14 protein-coding genes and 1 tRNA gene are annotated in these 16,324 nt (G+C 69.9%); 9 read left to right on the top strand and 6 right to left on the bottom strand.

The genetic code is table 11. The features are described from left to right. Positions 1-28: 28 nt before the first annotated feature. From E1218_RS12340 to E1218_RS12325, 4 genes are read left to right on the top strand one after another with little or no spacing between them, the layout of a single operon-like run. Complete coding sequence (locus tag E1218_RS12340) at positions 29-934, top strand: carbohydrate ABC transporter permease (RefSeq protein ID WP_165949242.1); 906 nt, start codon at positions 29-31, stop codon at positions 932-934. Continuing rightward, positions 931-1,848, top strand: a complete 918-nt coding sequence (locus E1218_RS12335) for a carbohydrate ABC transporter permease (protein ID WP_233712188.1) — start codon at positions 931-933, stop codon at positions 1,846-1,848. The genes E1218_RS12340 and E1218_RS12335 overlap by 4 nt, the downstream gene beginning before the upstream one ends. 11 nt (positions 1,849-1,859) lie before the next feature. Beyond that, complete coding sequence (locus E1218_RS12330; protein WP_132319445.1) at positions 1,860-3,209, top strand: ABC transporter substrate-binding protein; 1,350 nt, start codon at positions 1,860-1,862, stop codon at positions 3,207-3,209. 3 nt (positions 3,210-3,212) lie between these two features. Beyond that, positions 3,213-4,955 carry a glycoside hydrolase family 35 protein gene (locus E1218_RS12325; RefSeq protein WP_132319443.1) on the top strand — a complete coding sequence of 581 codons (1,743 nt, stop codon included), beginning with the start codon at positions 3,213-3,215 and terminating at the stop codon, positions 4,953-4,955. 86 nt (positions 4,956-5,041) lie between these two features. Here the strand turns inward: E1218_RS12325 and E1218_RS12320 are convergent, their stop codons facing one another. The 3 genes from E1218_RS12320 to E1218_RS12310 are packed head-to-tail and all read right to left on the bottom strand — an operon-like array spanning position 5,042 to position 8,604. Then, positions 5,042-6,016, bottom strand: coding sequence for a 2-dehydropantoate 2-reductase (locus tag E1218_RS12320; protein WP_132319441.1), 975 nt, complete (start codon positions 6,014-6,016; stop codon positions 5,042-5,044). Next, positions 6,016-7,785, bottom strand: coding sequence for a glyoxylate carboligase (gene gcl, locus E1218_RS12315; RefSeq protein WP_132319439.1), 1,770 nt, complete (start codon positions 7,783-7,785; stop codon positions 6,016-6,018). The genes E1218_RS12320 and gcl overlap by 1 nt, the downstream gene beginning before the upstream one ends. Before the next feature lie 12 nt (positions 7,786-7,797). Further along, positions 7,798-8,604, bottom strand: a complete 807-nt coding sequence (locus E1218_RS12310) for a hydroxypyruvate isomerase family protein (protein ID WP_132319437.1) — start codon at positions 8,602-8,604, stop codon at positions 7,798-7,800. Positions 8,605-8,718: 114 nt separating this feature from the next. Between E1218_RS12310 and E1218_RS12305 the strand changes: the two genes are divergently transcribed. After that, on the top strand, positions 8,719-9,504 hold the full coding sequence (locus E1218_RS12305) for a hypothetical protein (protein WP_233712187.1): 786 nt from the start codon (positions 8,719-8,721) through the stop codon (positions 9,502-9,504). A gap of 185 nt (positions 9,505-9,689) precedes the next feature. Then, a complete protein-coding gene (locus tag E1218_RS12300) occupies positions 9,690-9,893 on the top strand; it encodes a cold-shock protein (protein WP_132152442.1) in 204 nt (67 codons plus the stop codon). A 43-nt stretch (positions 9,894-9,936) separates the two neighbouring features. On the opposite strand, the gene E1218_RS12295 is transcribed toward E1218_RS12300, so the two are convergent. The 3 genes from E1218_RS12295 to E1218_RS12285 are packed head-to-tail and all read right to left on the bottom strand — an operon-like array spanning position 9,937 to position 14,078. Next, a complete protein-coding gene (locus tag E1218_RS12295; RefSeq protein WP_202865950.1) occupies positions 9,937-10,416 on the bottom strand; it encodes a GNAT family N-acetyltransferase in 480 nt (159 codons plus the stop codon). A gap of 23 nt (positions 10,417-10,439) precedes the next feature. Beyond that, on the bottom strand, positions 10,440-10,841 hold the full coding sequence (locus E1218_RS12290; protein ID WP_132319435.1) for a M23 family metallopeptidase: 402 nt from the start codon (positions 10,839-10,841) through the stop codon (positions 10,440-10,442). Positions 10,842-10,874: 33 nt separating this feature from the next. After that, entirely contained in the window at positions 10,875-14,078 is a 3,204-nt protein-coding gene (locus tag E1218_RS12285; protein ID WP_132319433.1) for a tetratricopeptide repeat protein, read from the bottom strand. Positions 14,079-14,281: 203 nt separating this feature from the next. On the opposite strand from E1218_RS12285, the gene E1218_RS12280 reads away from it, so the two are divergent. The 3 genes from E1218_RS12280 to E1218_RS12270 all read left to right on the top strand — a co-directional run bounded on the left by E1218_RS12280 (position 14,282) and on the right by E1218_RS12270 (position 16,041). Further along, complete coding sequence (locus E1218_RS12280) at positions 14,282-15,208, top strand: class I SAM-dependent methyltransferase (protein WP_132319431.1); 927 nt, start codon at positions 14,282-14,284, stop codon at positions 15,206-15,208. An 82-nt stretch (positions 15,209-15,290) separates the two neighbouring features. After that, positions 15,291-15,938 carry an oligoribonuclease gene (gene orn / locus E1218_RS12275; protein WP_132319429.1) on the top strand — a complete coding sequence of 216 codons (648 nt, stop codon included), beginning with the start codon at positions 15,291-15,293 and terminating at the stop codon, positions 15,936-15,938. Positions 15,939-15,968: 30 nt separating this feature from the next. Further along, a tRNA-His gene (locus E1218_RS12270) sits at positions 15,969-16,041 on the top strand. The last annotated feature ends 283 nt before the right edge of the window (positions 16,042-16,324 follow it).

The following is a 16,324-nucleotide window of genomic DNA, read 5'->3' as shown; positions in this document are numbered from 1 at the left end:
ACAAGTTTCGAAGGAGGCCGGCGGAGGGATGAGCGCGTCCGTAGCACTGCGCCGAAGGCGTGGGAGGTTCCGCCAGGACGGAAAGGGCTGGGTCTTCGTCGGCCCGTTCCTGGCCGTCTTCGCGCTCACCTTCCTGGCCCCGATCGGGTACGCGATCTACCTGAGCCTGTTCCGTGACCAGGCGTTCTTCGGCGGCACCGTGTTCGTCGGCCTGGACAACTACACCGAGGCGCTGCGGGACCCGAAGTTCTGGGAGGCGTTCGGCCGGGTCGCGGTGTTCCTGGTCGTCCAGGTGCCGTTGATGCTGGTCCTGGCGCTGCTGGCCGCGCTCGCGATCGACAGCGCCCGGCTGCACGCGGCCGGCTTCTTCCGGATCGTGATCTTCCTGCCGTACGCCGTACCCGGTGTGGTCGCGGTGCTGATGTGGGGCTACATCTACGGCGACAACTTCGGCCTGGCCGCCGACCTGAACGATCTGCTCGGCACGACCGCGATCCAGCCGCTGAGCGGCAGCTGGATGCTGCCGTCGATCGCCAACATCGTCACCTGGGAATTCGCCGGCTACAACATGCTGATCTTCTACTCGGCGCTGCGCACGGTGCCCGGTGAGCTGTACGAGGCGGCCGCGATCGACGGGGCCGGGACGTTCCGGACGATCCGGGCGGTGAAGCTGCCGGCGCTGCGCGGCGCGATCGTGATCGCGACCATCTTCTCGATCATCGGCAGCTTCCAGCTGTTCAACGAGCCGAACATCCTGCGCACGCTGGCGCCGAACGTGATCACCACGTACTACACACCCAACATGTACGCCTACAACTTGTCCTTCGCCGGCCAGCAGTTCAACTACTCCGCCACGATCGCGATCGTGATGGGCGTCATCACCGCGATCATCGCGTACGTCGTCCAGCTCCGCGGCTCCCGGGAGGCATTGTGACGACCACCGTGGACACTCCGCGCGTCGTGAAGGCCACGCCACGCACCAGGAAGAGGTCCGCGACCTCGCCGCTGCGGCCGAAGCGGTCGCCGCTCCTGACCGGGGTGATGGTGCTCTACCTGATCTACACCCTGGTCCCGCTGGTCTGGCTGTTCATCAGCGCGACCAAGACGCAGAACGACCTGCTCTCCAGCCCGGGACTCTGGTTCGGCCAGAGCTTCGCGTTCTTCGACAACATCAAGGACACGCTGACCTACAACGACGGCATCTTCCTGCGGTGGCTCGGCAACACCGTGCTGTACGTCGTGGTCGGGGCCGGCGGTGCGACGCTGCTCGCGACCGCGGCGGGCTACGGCCTGGCGAAGTACAAGTTCGCCGGCCGCCGGGCCGTGTTCGCGGTGCTGCTCGGCGCGGTCGCCGTACCGGGGACGGCGCTGGCGGTGCCGACGTTTCTGATGTTCTCGAACCTGGGGCTGACGAACACCGTCTGGGCGATCATCATCCCGTCGCTCGTCAGTCCGTTCGGCCTCTACCTGATGTGGGTGTACGCGACCGACGCCATCGCGGTGGAGCTGCTCGAGGCGGCCCGGATCGACGGCGCGGGCGAGGTGCGGATCTTCTTCACCGTCGCGCTGCGGCTGCTTGCCCCCGGCATCGTCACGACGCTGCTGTTCGCGGTGGTGTCGACCTGGAACAACTACTTCCTCCCGCTGATCATGCTCAGCAAACCCAACCTCTACCCACTCACGGTCGGGCTCACCCAGTGGAGCAACCAGGCGACCGGTGTGGGGGCCCGCCCCATCTACAACCTGGTGATCACCGGATCGTTGCTGACGATCGTGCCCCTCGTGGTCGCCTTCCTCCTGCTCCAGCGGTTCTGGCAGTCCGGCCTGAGCGCAGGCAGCGTCAAGTGAAAGGGAACACCATGAAGTCTTATCGGCGCATCCGGCGACTGGTGGTTGCCGGAGCCGCACTTACGGCCCTCGCGGTCGTGGCCGCCTGCGGTGGCTCGAACAGCACCGGCAGCTCCAGCGGCGGCCAGGCCGCGGGCTCGCCCGAGGCGGTCGACGCCGCGCTCAAGGCCGGCGGCACCATCACCTACTGGAGCTGGACGCCGTCGGCGGAGGCCCAGGTCGCGGCGTTCGAGAAGCAGTACCCGAACGTCACGGTGAACTACGTCAACGCCGGGACCGGCAACGACCACTACACCAAGCTGCAGAACGCGATCAAGGCCGGCTCGGGCGCTCCGGACGTAGCCCAGATCGAGTACCAGGCGTTGCCGCAGTTCGCGCTGCCCGGCTCTCTCGTCGACCTGAACCAGTACGGCTTCAGCCAGTACGAGTCGGCGTACACGCCGTCGACCTGGGCCGCCGTGCACGCCGGCGGCGGTCTTTACGGCCTGCCGCAGGACTCCGGCCCGATGGCGCTGTTCTACAACAAGGAGGTCTTCGACAAGTACGGCATCGCCGTGCCGAAGACCTGGGACGAGTACGTCGCCGCGGCCAGGAAGCTGCACGCGGCCAACCCGAAGGCCTACATCACCAACGACTCCGGGGACGCCGGCTTCACCACCAGCATGATCTGGCAGGCGGGCGGGACGCCGTTCAAGACCGACGGCAAGAACGTCACCATCAACCTCCAGGACGACGGCTCGAAGAAGTGGACCGGGACCTGGAACCAGCTGGTCGAAGGCGGCCTGGTCTCGAACATCCCGGGCTGGACGGACGAGTGGTTCAAGGCCCTCGGCGACGGCACCATCGCCACGTTGCCGACCGGCGCCTGGATGCCGGGTGTGATGGAGGCGTCGGTCAAGGCCGGCGCGGGCAAGTGGCGGGTCACCCCGATGCCGACGTACGACGGTCAGCCGGCCACCGCGGAGAACGGCGGCAGCACCCAGTCCGTGCTGAAGCAGAGCGCGAACCCGGCTCTGGCGGCGGCGTTCGTGCGCTGGCTGAACCACGACGAGGGCGTCAAGCCGTTCCTCGCCAGCGGCGGTTTCCCGGCCACCACGAAGGACCTGAAGGACCCGGCGTTCGTCGACAAGCCGAGCGCGTACTTCGGCGGGCAGAAGGTCAACCAGGTGCTCACCGATGCGGCCGGCCACGTCGTCAAGGGCTGGAGCTACCTGCCGTACGAGCTGTACGCCAACAGCATCTACGGCGACACCGTCGGCAAGTCGTACCAGTCCAAGTCGGACCTGAACACCGGCCTGCAGGCCTGGCAGGACGCGCTCGTGGCCTACGGCAACCAGCAGGGCTTCCAGGTGAACGGCTAGTAGATGACCCAGTTCGCGATCGGTGAGTCCGACTTCCTGCTCGACGGCCGGCCGTTCCGAATCCTGTCCGGGGCGCTGCACTACTTCCGGGTGCACCCGGACCAGTGGGCCGACCGGATCGAGAAGGCCCGCCTGATGGGACTCAACACCATCGAGACGTACGTGCCGTGGAACGCGCACAGCCCGCACCCGGGCACCTTCGACACCTCCGGGATGCTCGACCTCGAGCGCTTCCTGCGGGAGGTGGCCGACGCGGGCCTGTACGCGATCGTCCGCCCCGGGCCGTACATCTGCGCGGAGTGGGACAACGGCGGACTCCCCGCCTGGCTCTTCCGGGAGCCTGGCATGGGGGTCCGCCGGTACGAGCCGAAGTTCATGGCCGCGGTCCGGGACTACCTGCGGAACGTGCTCGGGATCGTCCGCTCGCTGCAGGTGGACCAGGGCGGGCCGGTCCTGCTGGTCCAGGTCGAGAACGAGTACGGCGCGTTCGGCGACGACCAGACCTATCTGAAGGCGGTGGCCGACATCATCCGGGACGCCGGGATCACCGTGCCGCTGGTGACGGTCGACCAGCCGGTCGACGCGATGCTGGTCGCCGGCGGTCTGGACGGCGTACTGCGGACCGGGTCGTTCGGCTCGCGGGCCGCGGAACGGCTGGCGACGTTGCGGAAGCACCAGCCGTCCGGGCCGTTGATGTGCATGGAGTTCTGGGACGGGTGGTTCGACCACTGGGGCGGAAGGCACCACACGACCAGTGTCGCCGAGACAGCCGCCGAGCTGGACGCGCTGCTCGCGGCGGGGGCGTCGGTGAACATCTACATGGTCCACGGCGGCACGAACTTCGGGCTGACCAGCGGGGCCAACGACAAGGGCGTCTACCGGCCGACGGTCACGTCGTACGACTACGACGCGCCGTTGGACGAGGCGGGGAACCCGACCGGGAAGTTCCACGCCTTCCGGGAGGTCATCTCCCGGTACGCGCCGGTCCCTGACGTTGTCCCGGCGTCAGGGACCGCCGCCCCGGAGACCTCCGCCGCGCTCGGCTCGCCGGTCCGGCTGCTCGCGGATCCGTCGGGGTGGGGCGCGTGGAGTGCGCACGAGGCGATGCCGACGCTCGAGATCCTGGACGTCCGGCTGGCTCTGTTCCAGGCGTCGATCGACGTCGACGGTCCGGCGCTGCTGACCGTTGAGGAGGTGCGGGACCGGGCGTACGTGTTCCTCGACGGCGATCCGGTCGGTGTCCTCGACCGGGAACGGCACGACCGGGCGCTGATGCTGCCGCGCGGCCGCGGCCGGCTCGAGATCCTCGTCGAGGACCAGGGCCGGGTGAACTACGGGCGGCGGATCGGCGAGCCGAAGGGCCTGATCGGTCCGGTCCGGCTGGGCTCGGCGGAACTGACCGGTTGGTCCGCCTGCGCGATCGACCTCGACGACCTGCCCCACCTGCTGGACGGCCGGACGCCGGATGCCCCCGGCGTCGGGCCGACCGCCTGGCGGGCCGGTTTCGAGGTCGCCGAGCCGGCCGACCATTTCCTCTCCACCGTTGCCTGGGGCAAAGGCATTGCCTGGGTCAACGGATTCTGCCTCGGCCGGTACTCGCGCCGGGGCCCGCAGGAGACGTTGTACGTGCCGGGTCCGGTACTGCGACCGGGCCGCAACGAGCTCGTCGTCCTCGAGCTCGAGGTGACGGTCGAACCGGTCGCCCACTTCGTTGCGCGTCCGTCGCTCGGGCCGCTCGAGCTGTGATGGAACAGGTGGGTCCGACGTCGCTGTGGCCCGACCCACCTGGCTCTACTTCGGCCGGGCCTTCGGCGCCGGCGTGGTCATGGGGCCTAGGCGACGCCGACCTTCGTGGCCAGCAGATCGGCGACCGCATGGACCGCGCGCAGGGTCGGCGCCCGGGTGCCGGTGAGGTCGGCCAGCTCGACGACCGCCGCGAGAATGACGTCGAGCTCGAGCGGCTTGTCCTTCTCCAGGTCCTGGAGCATCGACGTCTTGTGCTCGCCGACGCGCTCGGCGCCGTTGATCCGCTTCTCGACCGAGATGTCGGGGTGGCAGCCGACCGCGGCGGCGATCTCCAGCGACTCCTCCATCATCAGCCGGACCATCGCCCGGGTGCCCTCGTGGGTGGCGATCTCGACCATCGTCGCCCGGGCGAGCGCGCTGATCGGGTTGAACGCCGCGTTGCCGAGCAGCTTGATCCAGATGTCCTTGCGGATGTCCTCCTCCACCGGGCACTTCAACCCGCCGGCGACCATCGCCTCGCTGAACGCCAAGCACCGGTCCGAGATCCCGCCGGCCGGCTCGCCGATCGAGAACCGGGTGCCTTCCAGATGGCGGACGACGCCCGGACCCTCGAGCTCGGTCGAGCAGTAGACGACGCAGCCCACCGCACGGTCGAGATCGAGCACCCGGGTCACCGAGCCTCCGGGATCGACCGACTCGATCCGGCGGCCCTCGTACGGTCCTTTCAGGCCGTGGAAGTACCACCACGGGATGCCGTTCTGCGCGGCGACAACGACGGTCCCGTCGTGCAGCAACGGCTGCAGCAACGGGCCGGCGGACGCGTAGGAGTTCGCCTTGAGCCCCAGGAAGACGTAGTCGACCGGGCCGACCTCGGCCGGGTCGTCGGTGGCGGGCGTCCGGGCCTCGAAGTCGCCGCGCGGGCTGAGTACCCGCACGCCGCCGGCCCGGATCGCCTCGAGATGGGCGCCGCGGGCGATCAGGTGCACCTCGGTCCCGCCGCGGTGCAGGGCCGCGCCGACGTAGGCACCGATCGCCCCGGCGCCGAGAACAGCTACCTTCATCAGTCCCTCCTCGGGCCGGACAGCGTCGGCACAGGGTTCCGCACGTCGGCGAGCTCCTCGAACTCGACCACGTTGTCGATCTCGGTGCCCATGGCCACGTTCGTGATCCGTTCCAGGATCACCTCGACGACCACCGGCACCTGGTGCTCGACGAGCAGTTTCTTGGCGTCGTCCAGCGCGGGCAGGATGTCGTCGGGGTCGAACACCCGCAACGCCTTGCAGCCAAGGCCTTCCGCGACCTTCACGTGGTCGACGCCGTACCCGCCGACCTCGGGGCTGTTGATGTTGTCGAAGGCGAGCTGGACGCAGTAGTCCATGTCCAGGTTGCGCTGCGCCTGCCGGATCAGGCCGAGGTAGGAGTTGTTCACCACCACGTGGATGTAGGGGATGTTGAACTGCGCACCGACCGCGAGCTCCTCGATCAGGAACTGGAAGTCGTAGTCCCCCGACAGCGCGACGACCGTGGCGTCCGGGTCCGCGACGGCGACGCCGAGCGCGGCCGGGCCGGTCCAGCCGAGCGGTCCGGCCTGGCCGGCGTTGATCCAGTGCCGGGGCCGGTAGACGTGCAGCATCTGGGCGGCCTGGATCTGCGACAGGCCGATCGTGGACACGTACCTGGTCTCGGGTCCGAAGGCATTGTTCATCTCCTGGTAGACCCGCTGCGGCTTCACCGGTACGTCGCCGAAGTCGGTCCGCCGATGCAACGACTTCTTGCGGTTGCGGCAGGCCGCCGTCCACTCGGACCGATCGGCCACCGGTACCTGCTGCCGGGCGGCGTGGAGCAGGACCTCGAGCGCCGCCCGGGCGTCCGACACGATGCCGAGGTCCGGCGCGAACACCCGGCCGATCTGGGTCGGCTCGATGTCGATGTGCACGAACTTGCGGCCGGCCCGGTAGACGTCCAGGCCGCCCGTGTGCCGGTTCGCCCAGCGGTTGCCGATGCCGATCACCAGGTCGGAGGCGAGCAAGGTCTCGTTACCGTACCGGTGCGAGGTCTGCAGTCCGGCCATGCCGGCCATCAGCCGGTGGTCGTCCGGGATGCTGCCCCAGCCCATCAGCGTCGGGATCACCGGCACGTTCGTGAGCTCGGCGAACTCGACCAGCAGGTCCGCGGCGTCGGCGTTGACGAGGCCGCCACCGGCCACGATCAGCGGCCGCTCCGCCTCGGCGAGGAGCGCGAGCACCGATTCCGCCTGGGCCACCGTGGCCCGCGGGGTCGCGATCGGGAGCGGCATGTAGAGCTCGGGGGTGAAGTCGATCTCGGCGAGCTGGACGTCGAGCGGCAGATCGATCAGCACCGGGCCCGGACGGCCCTCGCGCATCACCTTGAAGGCCTTCTGGAACGTCCCCGGCACCTGCGCCGGTTCCATCACGGTGACGGCCCACTTGGTGACCGGCGCGGCGATGTCGGCGATGTTGATCGCCTGGAAGTCCTCCTTGTGCAGCTTCGCGACCGGCGCCTGCCCGGTGATGCAGAGGATCGGGATCGAGTCGGCGCTGGCGGAGTACAGGCCGGTGATCATGTCGGTGCCGGCCGGTCCCGACGTACCGACGCAGACGCCCAGGTTGCCGGGTTTCGCGCGGGTGTAGCCCTCGGCCATGTGCGAGGCGCCCTCGACGTGCCGGGCGAGCACGTGCTGCAGTTCTCCCTGGGCGCGGACGGCGGAGTAGAACGGGTTGATGGCCGCGCCGGGCAGGCCGAACAGATGGGTGATGCCTTCGCGGCGAAGGATCTCCACGGCGGCCCGGGCGGCGGTCATTCGGGGCATGCCAGCTGCCTTTCAGTCGGTGGGTGGAATCCAGCCGAAGCTCTCGGCCGTCGTACTGCTCGGCTTGTACTCCAGCCCGATCCAGCCGTCGTACCCGGCGGTCCGGAGCTCGTCGAGGTGCTGGTCGACCGGGATCTTCCCGGTGCCGGGCTCGTTCCGGCCGGGGGCGTCGGCGAGCTGGACGTGCGCGAGCCGGTCCGCGTACGTCGAGATCGCGGCCGTCACGTCGTCCCCGTTCACAGTGAGGTGGTAGAGGTCGGCGAGCAGTCCGATGGCGGTCACCCCGGACGCCTCCTGGACCCGGTCGATCACGGCGATCGCGTCGGCCGCCGTGCGGAGTGGATAGCGGTCCTCCCCACTGACCGGCTCGACCAGTACGACGCCCCCGAACGAGCCGGCCGCGGTCGCGGCCAGCGCCAGGTTCTCGGCGGCGAGGTCGTCCTGCTCCTCCGGCGCGACGCCGTCGACACGGTTGCCGTACAACGCGTTGAAGGCCCGGCAGCCGAGTCGTTCGCCGATGCCGAGGGTGACCGCGATGTTGTCGCGGAACTCGAGTGACCGCCGCGGCCAGGAGACCAGGCCGCGGTCGCCGCCGGGCAGGTCGCCGGCCGCGAAGTTCAGTCCGGCCAGCTGCACTCCGGCGTCCCGGACAGCGCGTTCGAACGCGTCCACCTCGGCGTCGCCGGGCAGATGGGTGTCGAAGGGCCACCAGAACTCGACCGCGCCGAACCCGGCCCGTCGTGCGGCCGCGGGTCTGTCCAGCAGCGGGACTTCGGTGAACAGGATCGAGCAGTTGACCGCGTAACGGGCTGGATGCATGAGTGTCCCACCTTCCGGAGGGGCTTGGTATACCGCATACAGTAGGCGGGAGCCCGAATGCGGTCAAGATCACACTTCTGGCAAGCGCTCGCCAATTTCTGGGAGACTGCCGGGGTGACATCGCCGGGGATGGTGTGGATCGGCGGCGCGCCGGGCGCCGGGAAATCGACGATCGCGCGGGATCTGGCCCGCCGCCGGGACCTGCCGCTGCATCCGGTCGACCTGTGGACCTACGACCACGTCGGCCGGATGCCGCCGATGCGATCGCTGGCCGACGACCTGGCGGACGGGCCCGAGGCCGCCGCCGAGGCGTTCGTGCGGATCTCCGCGACGCGGTTGAAACTGGTCGCCGCGGATGTGCGGGCCCGTGGACTGGGCGACGTACCAGCGTTGGTCGAAGGGCCGCAGCTGTTTCCGTCCATGGCCGATGACCTCCCCGCGGCGGTGTGGTTGGTGCCGGATGGTGAACTGACTCGGCGAGCGCGGGAGAAGCGGTTGTCCCGGGTCGAGGATCCGGAGGGTCGCGCTCGCCTGGAAGGGTTGCTGGCACGGGACGCCGTGCTGGCCGACCTCGTCCGCCGGGAGGCCGCCGACCGCCGGCGGCCGGTGATCGAGGTGCCGGCGGAGCCGGACTGGGCCGGGATCTCGGTCGCCGTCGAGGACGCGCTGGGATCGCTGCCCCGGCTCGCCGCCGGGGACGCCTTGCGGCGGCAGCGGCAGTACGAGAACGCGGCCGCGTGCCGGCAGGGACGGTTGTGGCAGGCGGACCTCGGGTTGGCGGAACTGCCGCCGTACCCGTTCTCGTGTGAGTGCGGGCGGTCCGGGTGCGCCGCCGTGTGGGCGGGGACGCCGGACGGGTACGACGCTCGGCGCGGTGACGGATGGTTGGTCGTCTGCTAGGCTTTTCAGCGGTTGCAGTTTTAGCAGTTCCACGTTCGTTGCGAAGCGCCCGCGGATTGTGATCCGCCGGGCGTTTTCTCATTCCAGACCCAGGTCTGTTGTGGGAGGGCTCGTTGCGGCAACCCGGGCGCCGGCACCCGTCGGGCCCGACCCGTGCCCATCATGGGCCCACAAAGGAGTACAGCATGGCCAGCGGAACAGTGAAGTGGTTCAACGGTGAGAAGGGCTTCGGCTTCATCACCCAGGACGGCGGCGGCGCCGACGTATTCGTGCACTACTCGGCGATCGCGACGGACGGTTTCCGGTCGCTCGACGAGAACCAGAAGGTCGAGTTCGACGTCGCACAGGGCCCGAAGGGCCTCCAGGCGGAGAACGTCCGCCCGGTCTGAGCTTCACCACGGCAGACCCGGTCCTCGTGGGCCGGGTCTGCTGTCAAGTCGTCCAGAGGTACTCGCCGTCGTCCAGTTGGTCCGTCCGGGTGAGTCCGGCCGCCGCCGTGACGGCCGCGGATGCGGCGTGGTCCGGGTGCACGTGGGCGATGATCCGCTCGACGCCCTGACCGTCCAGCCAGGCGACGAGGCCACGCGCGGCCTCCTTGGCGAAACCCCGGCCTTGCCAGTCGGTGCCGATTACCCACGCGATCTCCGCCGTCCGGCCGGTGACCGTCGACTGCACGTAGCCGACCAGCCGGCCGTCGTACTGGATCACCCAGTTGAGCCAGTGCTCGTCCGGGTTGCCCGGTCCCTCGAGTTGCCGGCGGTACCGGTTCTCCAGGACCTCGACCGTCGGGGGTTCTCCTCCGGTGAAGGTGTAGAGGTCCGGGTCCGCGAGGACCCCCGCCATCTCGGCGGCGTACTCGACCCGCAACGGATGCATGACCAGCCGGGCGGTCTCGAAGGTGGTGGCGATCACTGGTCAACGGTAGGAGACGTGGCCTAAGCGCCGGACGGCTCGGTCGCTCCCTCCACGACCGACCCGCCCTGCGCCACCTTCCGCATCCGGGCATTCGTGTGCAGATCGAACTGCGGCCCCCGCTGGTCCCCCACTCCGTACGGCGCGACCCGCTCCTCGTAGTGCAGGTGGTCACCCGCCGCGAGCCCCAGCAGATCCCCCGTCTCCACGGTCTCCCCCTGGCTGACCGTGGGTTCGGACAGGTGGTCGTACAGGTGCCGGATCGCGTTCGACTCGACCACGACCTGCCGGTGCCCGACCTGGACCACCACTCCGGCCAGGGTCGCCCTGATCGGAGTGCCTGGTTCGGTGCGATAGTCGCGACCGGGATGCCCCGCCCGGTCGAACTCGCGAACCACCACTGGGTTGTGCACCGGCGCTGCCATGGTCAGATGGTGCGGCCGGACCTTCAGAAAGTCTTAAAGCCGGGCCGGCACCGCCGGATAGGGTGCCGGCTCGACCTCCAGCTCCCCCATCCGCTGCACGTACGTGCGGTAGGCCCGGCGGGCCTCACCGTGCGCGCCACTCGCCTGGAACGCCGACACCAGGCCGAGGTGCGCGCGTTCGTCGTACTGGTCGCGCTGCAGGATCCGAAGCAGGTATCCGGCGGCCGCGTCGGGGTCCCGCCGGCCGCGTTCCGCCAGCACTCGCGCCACCCGGACGTAGAGCGCCCGGGCCTCCTCCCGCATCCCCGCGGCCCAGTCGGCGTACACGTCCTCCTCCAGGAAGTCTCCGCTGTACGCCGCCTCCGCGGCTCGGAGCAACCGGAGGTCGCTGGTGTTGAGGCCCTCGCGGGCGTCGTGCAGGAACAGCTCCACGTCGACGGCCGTCTGCTCGCCGTCGAGCCAGATGGTCGCGCGGTCGGCACCGACGAAGTGGTCCGGGGGGTACCGCTTCTCCGGGTCGAGCACGGACCGCACGGTCGACAGGGCCACCGACAGTCGAGGCGAAGCGACCGACTCGTCCTGCTCCGGCCAGAGCAGGTCCAGCAGTTGCACTCGGGCGACCGGGCGGCAGCGGCGTGCCACCAGAATCTTCAACAGATCACGGGCCTTCTTCGACGGCCACTCCCCCAGCTGGACCGCCCGTCCGTTCCGAAGGACCCGGAAACCACCAAGGCACTCGATCCGGACCGGAGCCGGACCGGTCTGCTCACTGGCCGCGAGCGCAGCTGCGGCGTAGCGGGTTGCTCCCGCGGCCAGAAACTGCTGGTGCGCACGCAGAGCCAGCTCACGCCCCTCCGACCCACTGGTGCGCTTGGCAAGCATCAGTTCAGCCCGTGCCTCACCCAACTGGTCGCCCAGCTCGCTGCGAATATTCAGAACCTCGTGCAACACCTCGGCACCGCCGGCCGCGGCGTACAGTTCCAGAGCGTCCGCCAAACCGGCCCGGTCGCGCCTCTTGCGGCACAACGCGGCTGCTTCCTGCGCGGTGGCTGCGGCCTCGGTTTGGTTGCCTGCGTGCAGCGTGACCCAGCCCAGCGCGACCAGCGCGCCGGACAGGCCGAGGACTGGGCCGTAGGCAACTGCCTGCCGGGCCAGTGCGGCCAGCTCGGCGGCGCGCTCAGGCTCCTCGACCGCCAGCACCCGGGCCAGACCGGCCAGCGAGGGCACCAGGGACTGCATGTCCTTGGTCTCCTCGGCGATCGGGATGGCCTCCTCGAAGCAGGCTCTGGCCATCGCCCGGTCACCACGCTCCCGGTAGACCTCACCGAGGACCGACAGCGGCTGGGCGACCCGCCGGGAGTCGAGCTTCTGGTAGAGCGCCCGGGACGCTTCCAGCTCGCCGATCGCCTCGTCCAGCCGGCCCAGCCGGAGCAACGCCTCGCCGCGGTTGTTCAGCGCGAGGGCGCGGAACACCGCGAAGCCGGCCCGGTCCGCGAGCTCGATGGCGACATCCAGCTCCTTCAGCCCGAGCTGATAGTCGCCTTCCGCGATGTGGTGCGAGGACCGGTTCACCCTGATCCGGATCGACTGCAGCAGATCGCCGGCGCGCTCCGCATGCTCGAGCGCCCGAACGTAGTGGTTGAAGTTGCCGTGCGGGTCGCTGTCAATCGCGGCCAGCATGGCGAGCACCGTGTGTGCGATGGCCAGTGCTCCGTCGTCGCCGGAGAGCTTGGCGGCCGCGTGTGCGGCGGTGACCAGCGCCCGGCAGTCCTCGAACTCGCCCCGAAGCCAGTGCGCACCGGCCCACCACGCCTGCAGCAAGGCCTCGTCCGTCGGATGCTGCCCATCGATCCGGCCACGCCGGTACGTCGCGATCGCCACGTCGGTCTGGCCACGCAGGTGATGGATCAGCCCGAGTCGCCAGGCGACCCCGACCGGGATCTCGCCGGCCGGCTCGATGATCCGGTCGAAGCACTCCACCGCGCCCTGCCAGTCGCCGAGCACCTGCCGGGCCTCGCCCTCCAACTGGTCCAGCGCGGGGTTCCGGAGGTCCGCGGGCAGTGCCGCGACTGCTGCGACCACGGTCTCCGCCATGCCGCCGCTGACCATCGCGTGGCCGCGCTCGGTCAGCATGCGCACTGCCGCAGCCGGGTCGACGGCCTGGTAGCAGACCAGGGCGTCCCGGTGCTCACCGATCGACTCGAACCACCGGCCCGCCTCCAGCGAAAGCGCGGCCAACTCCCGCTCGTCCACCGCCAGCCTGTCCTTGGCGAAGTTCCGCACCAGCGGGTTCAGCTCGTAGCCGTCGATATCACCGGCCGAAACGAGTAGTCCGCGTGTCCGGAGTTGCTGCAGGGTCTCCACGCTGTCCGTCAACCCGATTGCCTTGCACAACTCGGATCCGAACCGCGGCAGCGCGGCAACGCTCGCGACCAGGCGCCGTACCGCTGGGGGCTCGGCTGCGAAGACCTCCTCGGCCAGATAGTCGTACAGCGGACCGTCGGACCGCAGTGCCCGTCGGAGACGGCTGCCGCGCTCGTCCGGAGGGACTGTCCGCAGCGCCTCCACTGCCAGCCGTACGGCGGCCGGCCAACCCTGCACCGCGGCCTGCAACGACTCCGCGAGCTCGTCGGTGCCTTCGCCGAGCACCTTCCGCAGTACGGCGAGGGTCTCGGAAACCGTGAACGCCAGAGCGGTCGCGTCGATCTCCAGCACCTGGCCGCGCCCGCGCAGGCGGTCGATGCCGAACGGCATCTGAGTGCGAGAGGCAACGACCAGGTGGAGGTTCGACGGCGCCGTCCGCACCAGACCCTCGATCAGTTTGGTTGCCGGCGCACCCGGATCGATCTCGTGCAGGTCGTCCAGGACGAGGACCAGGTCGTGGCCGAGGTTCTGCTCCAGGGCATCGGCCAGCAGCGCGGCGTACGCGAGGGCTCTGGTCTGCTGCTCGGCGTCGGCGTCCGGGCCGCGAGGGCTCTGCAACTCGGCCGGGATGGCTTCGAGGGCAGGCACCTGGCGGCGGAGGGCGTCGACCAGGCCGGACACCATGGCCGCCAGTGAAGCGTCCTCGGCACGCACGGTGTGCCAGGCACAGGCACGTCCGGCAGCCCACGAGGCCAGCAGCGTCGACTTCCCGAACCCGGCATCCGCCACCACGGTCAGCAACCGGCGCTGGACTCCCTCGTCGAGCAACGCCGCCAACCTGGGGCGCCCCACCGTCCCCGCCACAGATTCCACCGGCTCGTGCACCTCCTCCCCAGTCCCCGAATAGGACAGCACTCCGCACACCCGGTGGCAACCGTGCCGGGCCCGATCTCCCGGTTGAACGTGAAAATCGCCCGGATCGCGCGGGCGGTTTCCCGCGTCGTCCGGGAAGCCACCTCTTGCCGGAACGGCAACGGGAGGTGGGATCCTGGCAAGGGTGGGCCGACACTGGGCGCATGGTGGAGATCGAGTGGAGTGAGGAAGCCGGGCGGCTGCGGGCGTCGGCGGCGAGCGAGGCCGACTGGAACGCGAAGGTGGCCGCGAGCCTCGTCCGGGCCAGCGACCGGGTGGCCGTCGACGTGGGCTGTGGCGGCGGCGGCATGGCGAAGGCGCTGGCCGAGGCCATGCCGCCGGGTACGACGGTGGTCGCGATCGACGCGGATCCCGACGTACTGGAGCAGGCGCGGGAGCACACCGGCGGCGCGGTCCGGTGCGAGCTGGCGTCGATGGACGACGGCGCCGAACCGTTGCGCAAGGCAATCGACGCGCCGGCCGACCTGATCTGGGCCTCGGCCTCGGTGCACCACGCGGCCGACCAGCAGGCGGCCATCGACGCGCTGGCGTCGCTGCTGGCGCCGGGTGGACGGTTGGCGCTGGCGGAGGGCGGATTGCCGGCGCGGAGCCTGCCGTGGGACCTGGGACTCGGTGCGCCCGGGCTGGAACTGCGGCTGGACCTGGCGCAGGACCGGTGGTTCGCGGCGATGCGTGACTCGCTGCCGGGTACCGTGCCGATGCCCTACGGCTGGACCGACGCGCTGACCCGGGCCGGACTCACCGACGTCACCACGCGAAGCATCCTGTCCGAGTCGTCGGCCCCGCTGCCGGCTGAGCAGCGTGACCGGCTCGTCACCCAGCTCCAGCACCGGGTGGACCGGCTGAATCCGGATGCCGCACCCGCGCAGGGGCACGGTCACGGCCACGGACATGGGCACGGCCACGGACACGGGCACGGGCACGTGGAGGTGCAGGAGTGGCTGTCGGCTGAGGACCTGGCGGTGTGGGCGCGCTTGCTGGACCCGGGCGACGAGCACTACCTCGGGCGCCGGACGGATCTGTTCGTGCTCTCCGTGCGCAGCATCCACGTCGGCGGCGCGCCCCGCTGACGGCGTACGAGAGGTACGCCACGCCGCCGCTCGGGGCCGGTGGGCGCGACGCTGTCCGCAGGTCACCGTAAGGTGGGTGCCCATGAACGACCGGCTGGTGTGGATCGACTGCGAGATGACCGGCCTCGATCTGGCGGCGGACGCCCTGATCGAGGTCGCGGTTCTCGTCACCGACTACGAACTGAACGTGCTCGGTGACGGGATCGACCTGGTGATCGCGCCACCTCCGGCCGCGCTCGAGCAGATGGGCGACTTCGTCCGCGACATGCACACCGAGTCAGGCCTGCTCGCCGAGCTGCCGAACGGAATCCCGCTCGCGGACGCCGAGCAGCAGGTGCTCGACTTCATCTCCGGGTACGTGAAGGAGCCGCGCAAGGCCGCGCTGGCCGGCAACTCCGTCGGCACCGACCGGACCTTCCTGGTCCGCGACATGCCCCGGGTCGAGGCGCACCTGCACTACCGCAACGTCGACGTCAGCTCGATCAAGGAGCTCGTCCGGCGGTGGTACCCGCGGGTGTACTACGCGACCCCGGCGAAGACCGGCAACCACCGAGCGCTCGCCGACATCACCGAGAGCATCGCCGAGCTCAGGTACTACCGGCAGACCGTGTTCGTGCCGCCGCCCGGGCCCGACTCCGACTCCGCCCGGGCCGCCGCGGACCTTATCGCCGGCGCGGTCAACGGGTCCACCCCCGACCCGATTTCTGGTAATCGACCATCATCGCTATGATTGCTCAGCCGTCGCACTGAGACGGCAATGGTGGGTGTAGCTCAGCTGGTAGAGCACCTGGTTGTGGTCCAGGTGGTCGCGGGTTCAAGTCCCGTCACTCACCCGAAGGCGAAGGCGACCTGTGTCCGCGGAGAGCGCGGAGCGGGTCGCCTTCGGCATGTTGTGCGGCGTCGCTCCGCTCGCCGCGAGCGGGGGCTCCGCCACCCGCACCCCCTTGCGCCTTCGCTTCGCTCGGCTCCGTGGCAGGGGTTGTCGGGTGGCTGGCCACTGTGGCCGGGGTTGTCAGTTGCTGCTGTGATTCGGGCTTGCGCCTTCGCTTCGCACGGCTCCGTGCCTAGGGTTGTCGGTTCGCTGGCCACTGTGGCCGGGGTTGTCAGTTGCTGCTG

The organism is Kribbella turkmenica, assembly GCF_004348725.1.
GTDB lineage: Bacteria > Actinomycetota > Actinomycetes > Propionibacteriales > Kribbellaceae > Kribbella > Kribbella turkmenica.
This window is presented reverse-complemented; position numbering and strand designations above follow the sequence as displayed.

What these genes read in the sequence shown, in the direction of transcription:
- E1218_RS12280 (WP_132319431.1), top strand. Translation starts at nt 14,282, where the DNA reads ATGGTGGAGATCGAGTGGAGTGAGGAAGCCGGGCGGCTGCGGGCGTCG.
- E1218_RS12300 (WP_132152442.1), top strand. Translation starts at nt 9,690, where the DNA reads ATGGCCAGCGGAACAGTGAAGTGGTTCAACGGTGAGAAGGGCTTCGGC.
- E1218_RS12290 (WP_132319435.1), bottom strand. Translation starts at nt 10,841, where the DNA reads ATGGCAGCGCCGGTGCACAACCCAGTGGTGGTTCGCGAGTTCGACCGG.
- E1218_RS12310 (WP_132319437.1), bottom strand. Translation starts at nt 8,604, where the DNA reads ATGCATCCAGCCCGTTACGCGGTCAACTGCTCGATCCTGTTCACCGAA.
- gcl (WP_132319439.1), bottom strand. Translation starts at nt 7,785, where the DNA reads ATGCCCCGAATGACCGCCGCCCGGGCCGCCGTGGAGATCCTTCGCCGC.
- E1218_RS12320 (WP_132319441.1), bottom strand. Translation starts at nt 6,016, where the DNA reads ATGAAGGTAGCTGTTCTCGGCGCCGGGGCGATCGGTGCCTACGTCGGC.
- E1218_RS12325 (WP_132319443.1), top strand. Translation starts at nt 3,213, where the DNA reads ATGACCCAGTTCGCGATCGGTGAGTCCGACTTCCTGCTCGACGGCCGG.
- E1218_RS12330 (WP_132319445.1), top strand. Translation starts at nt 1,860, where the DNA reads ATGAAGTCTTATCGGCGCATCCGGCGACTGGTGGTTGCCGGAGCCGCA.
- orn (WP_132319429.1), top strand. Translation starts at nt 15,291, where the DNA reads ATGAACGACCGGCTGGTGTGGATCGACTGCGAGATGACCGGCCTCGAT.
- E1218_RS12340 (WP_165949242.1), top strand. Translation starts at nt 29, where the DNA reads ATGAGCGCGTCCGTAGCACTGCGCCGAAGGCGTGGGAGGTTCCGCCAG.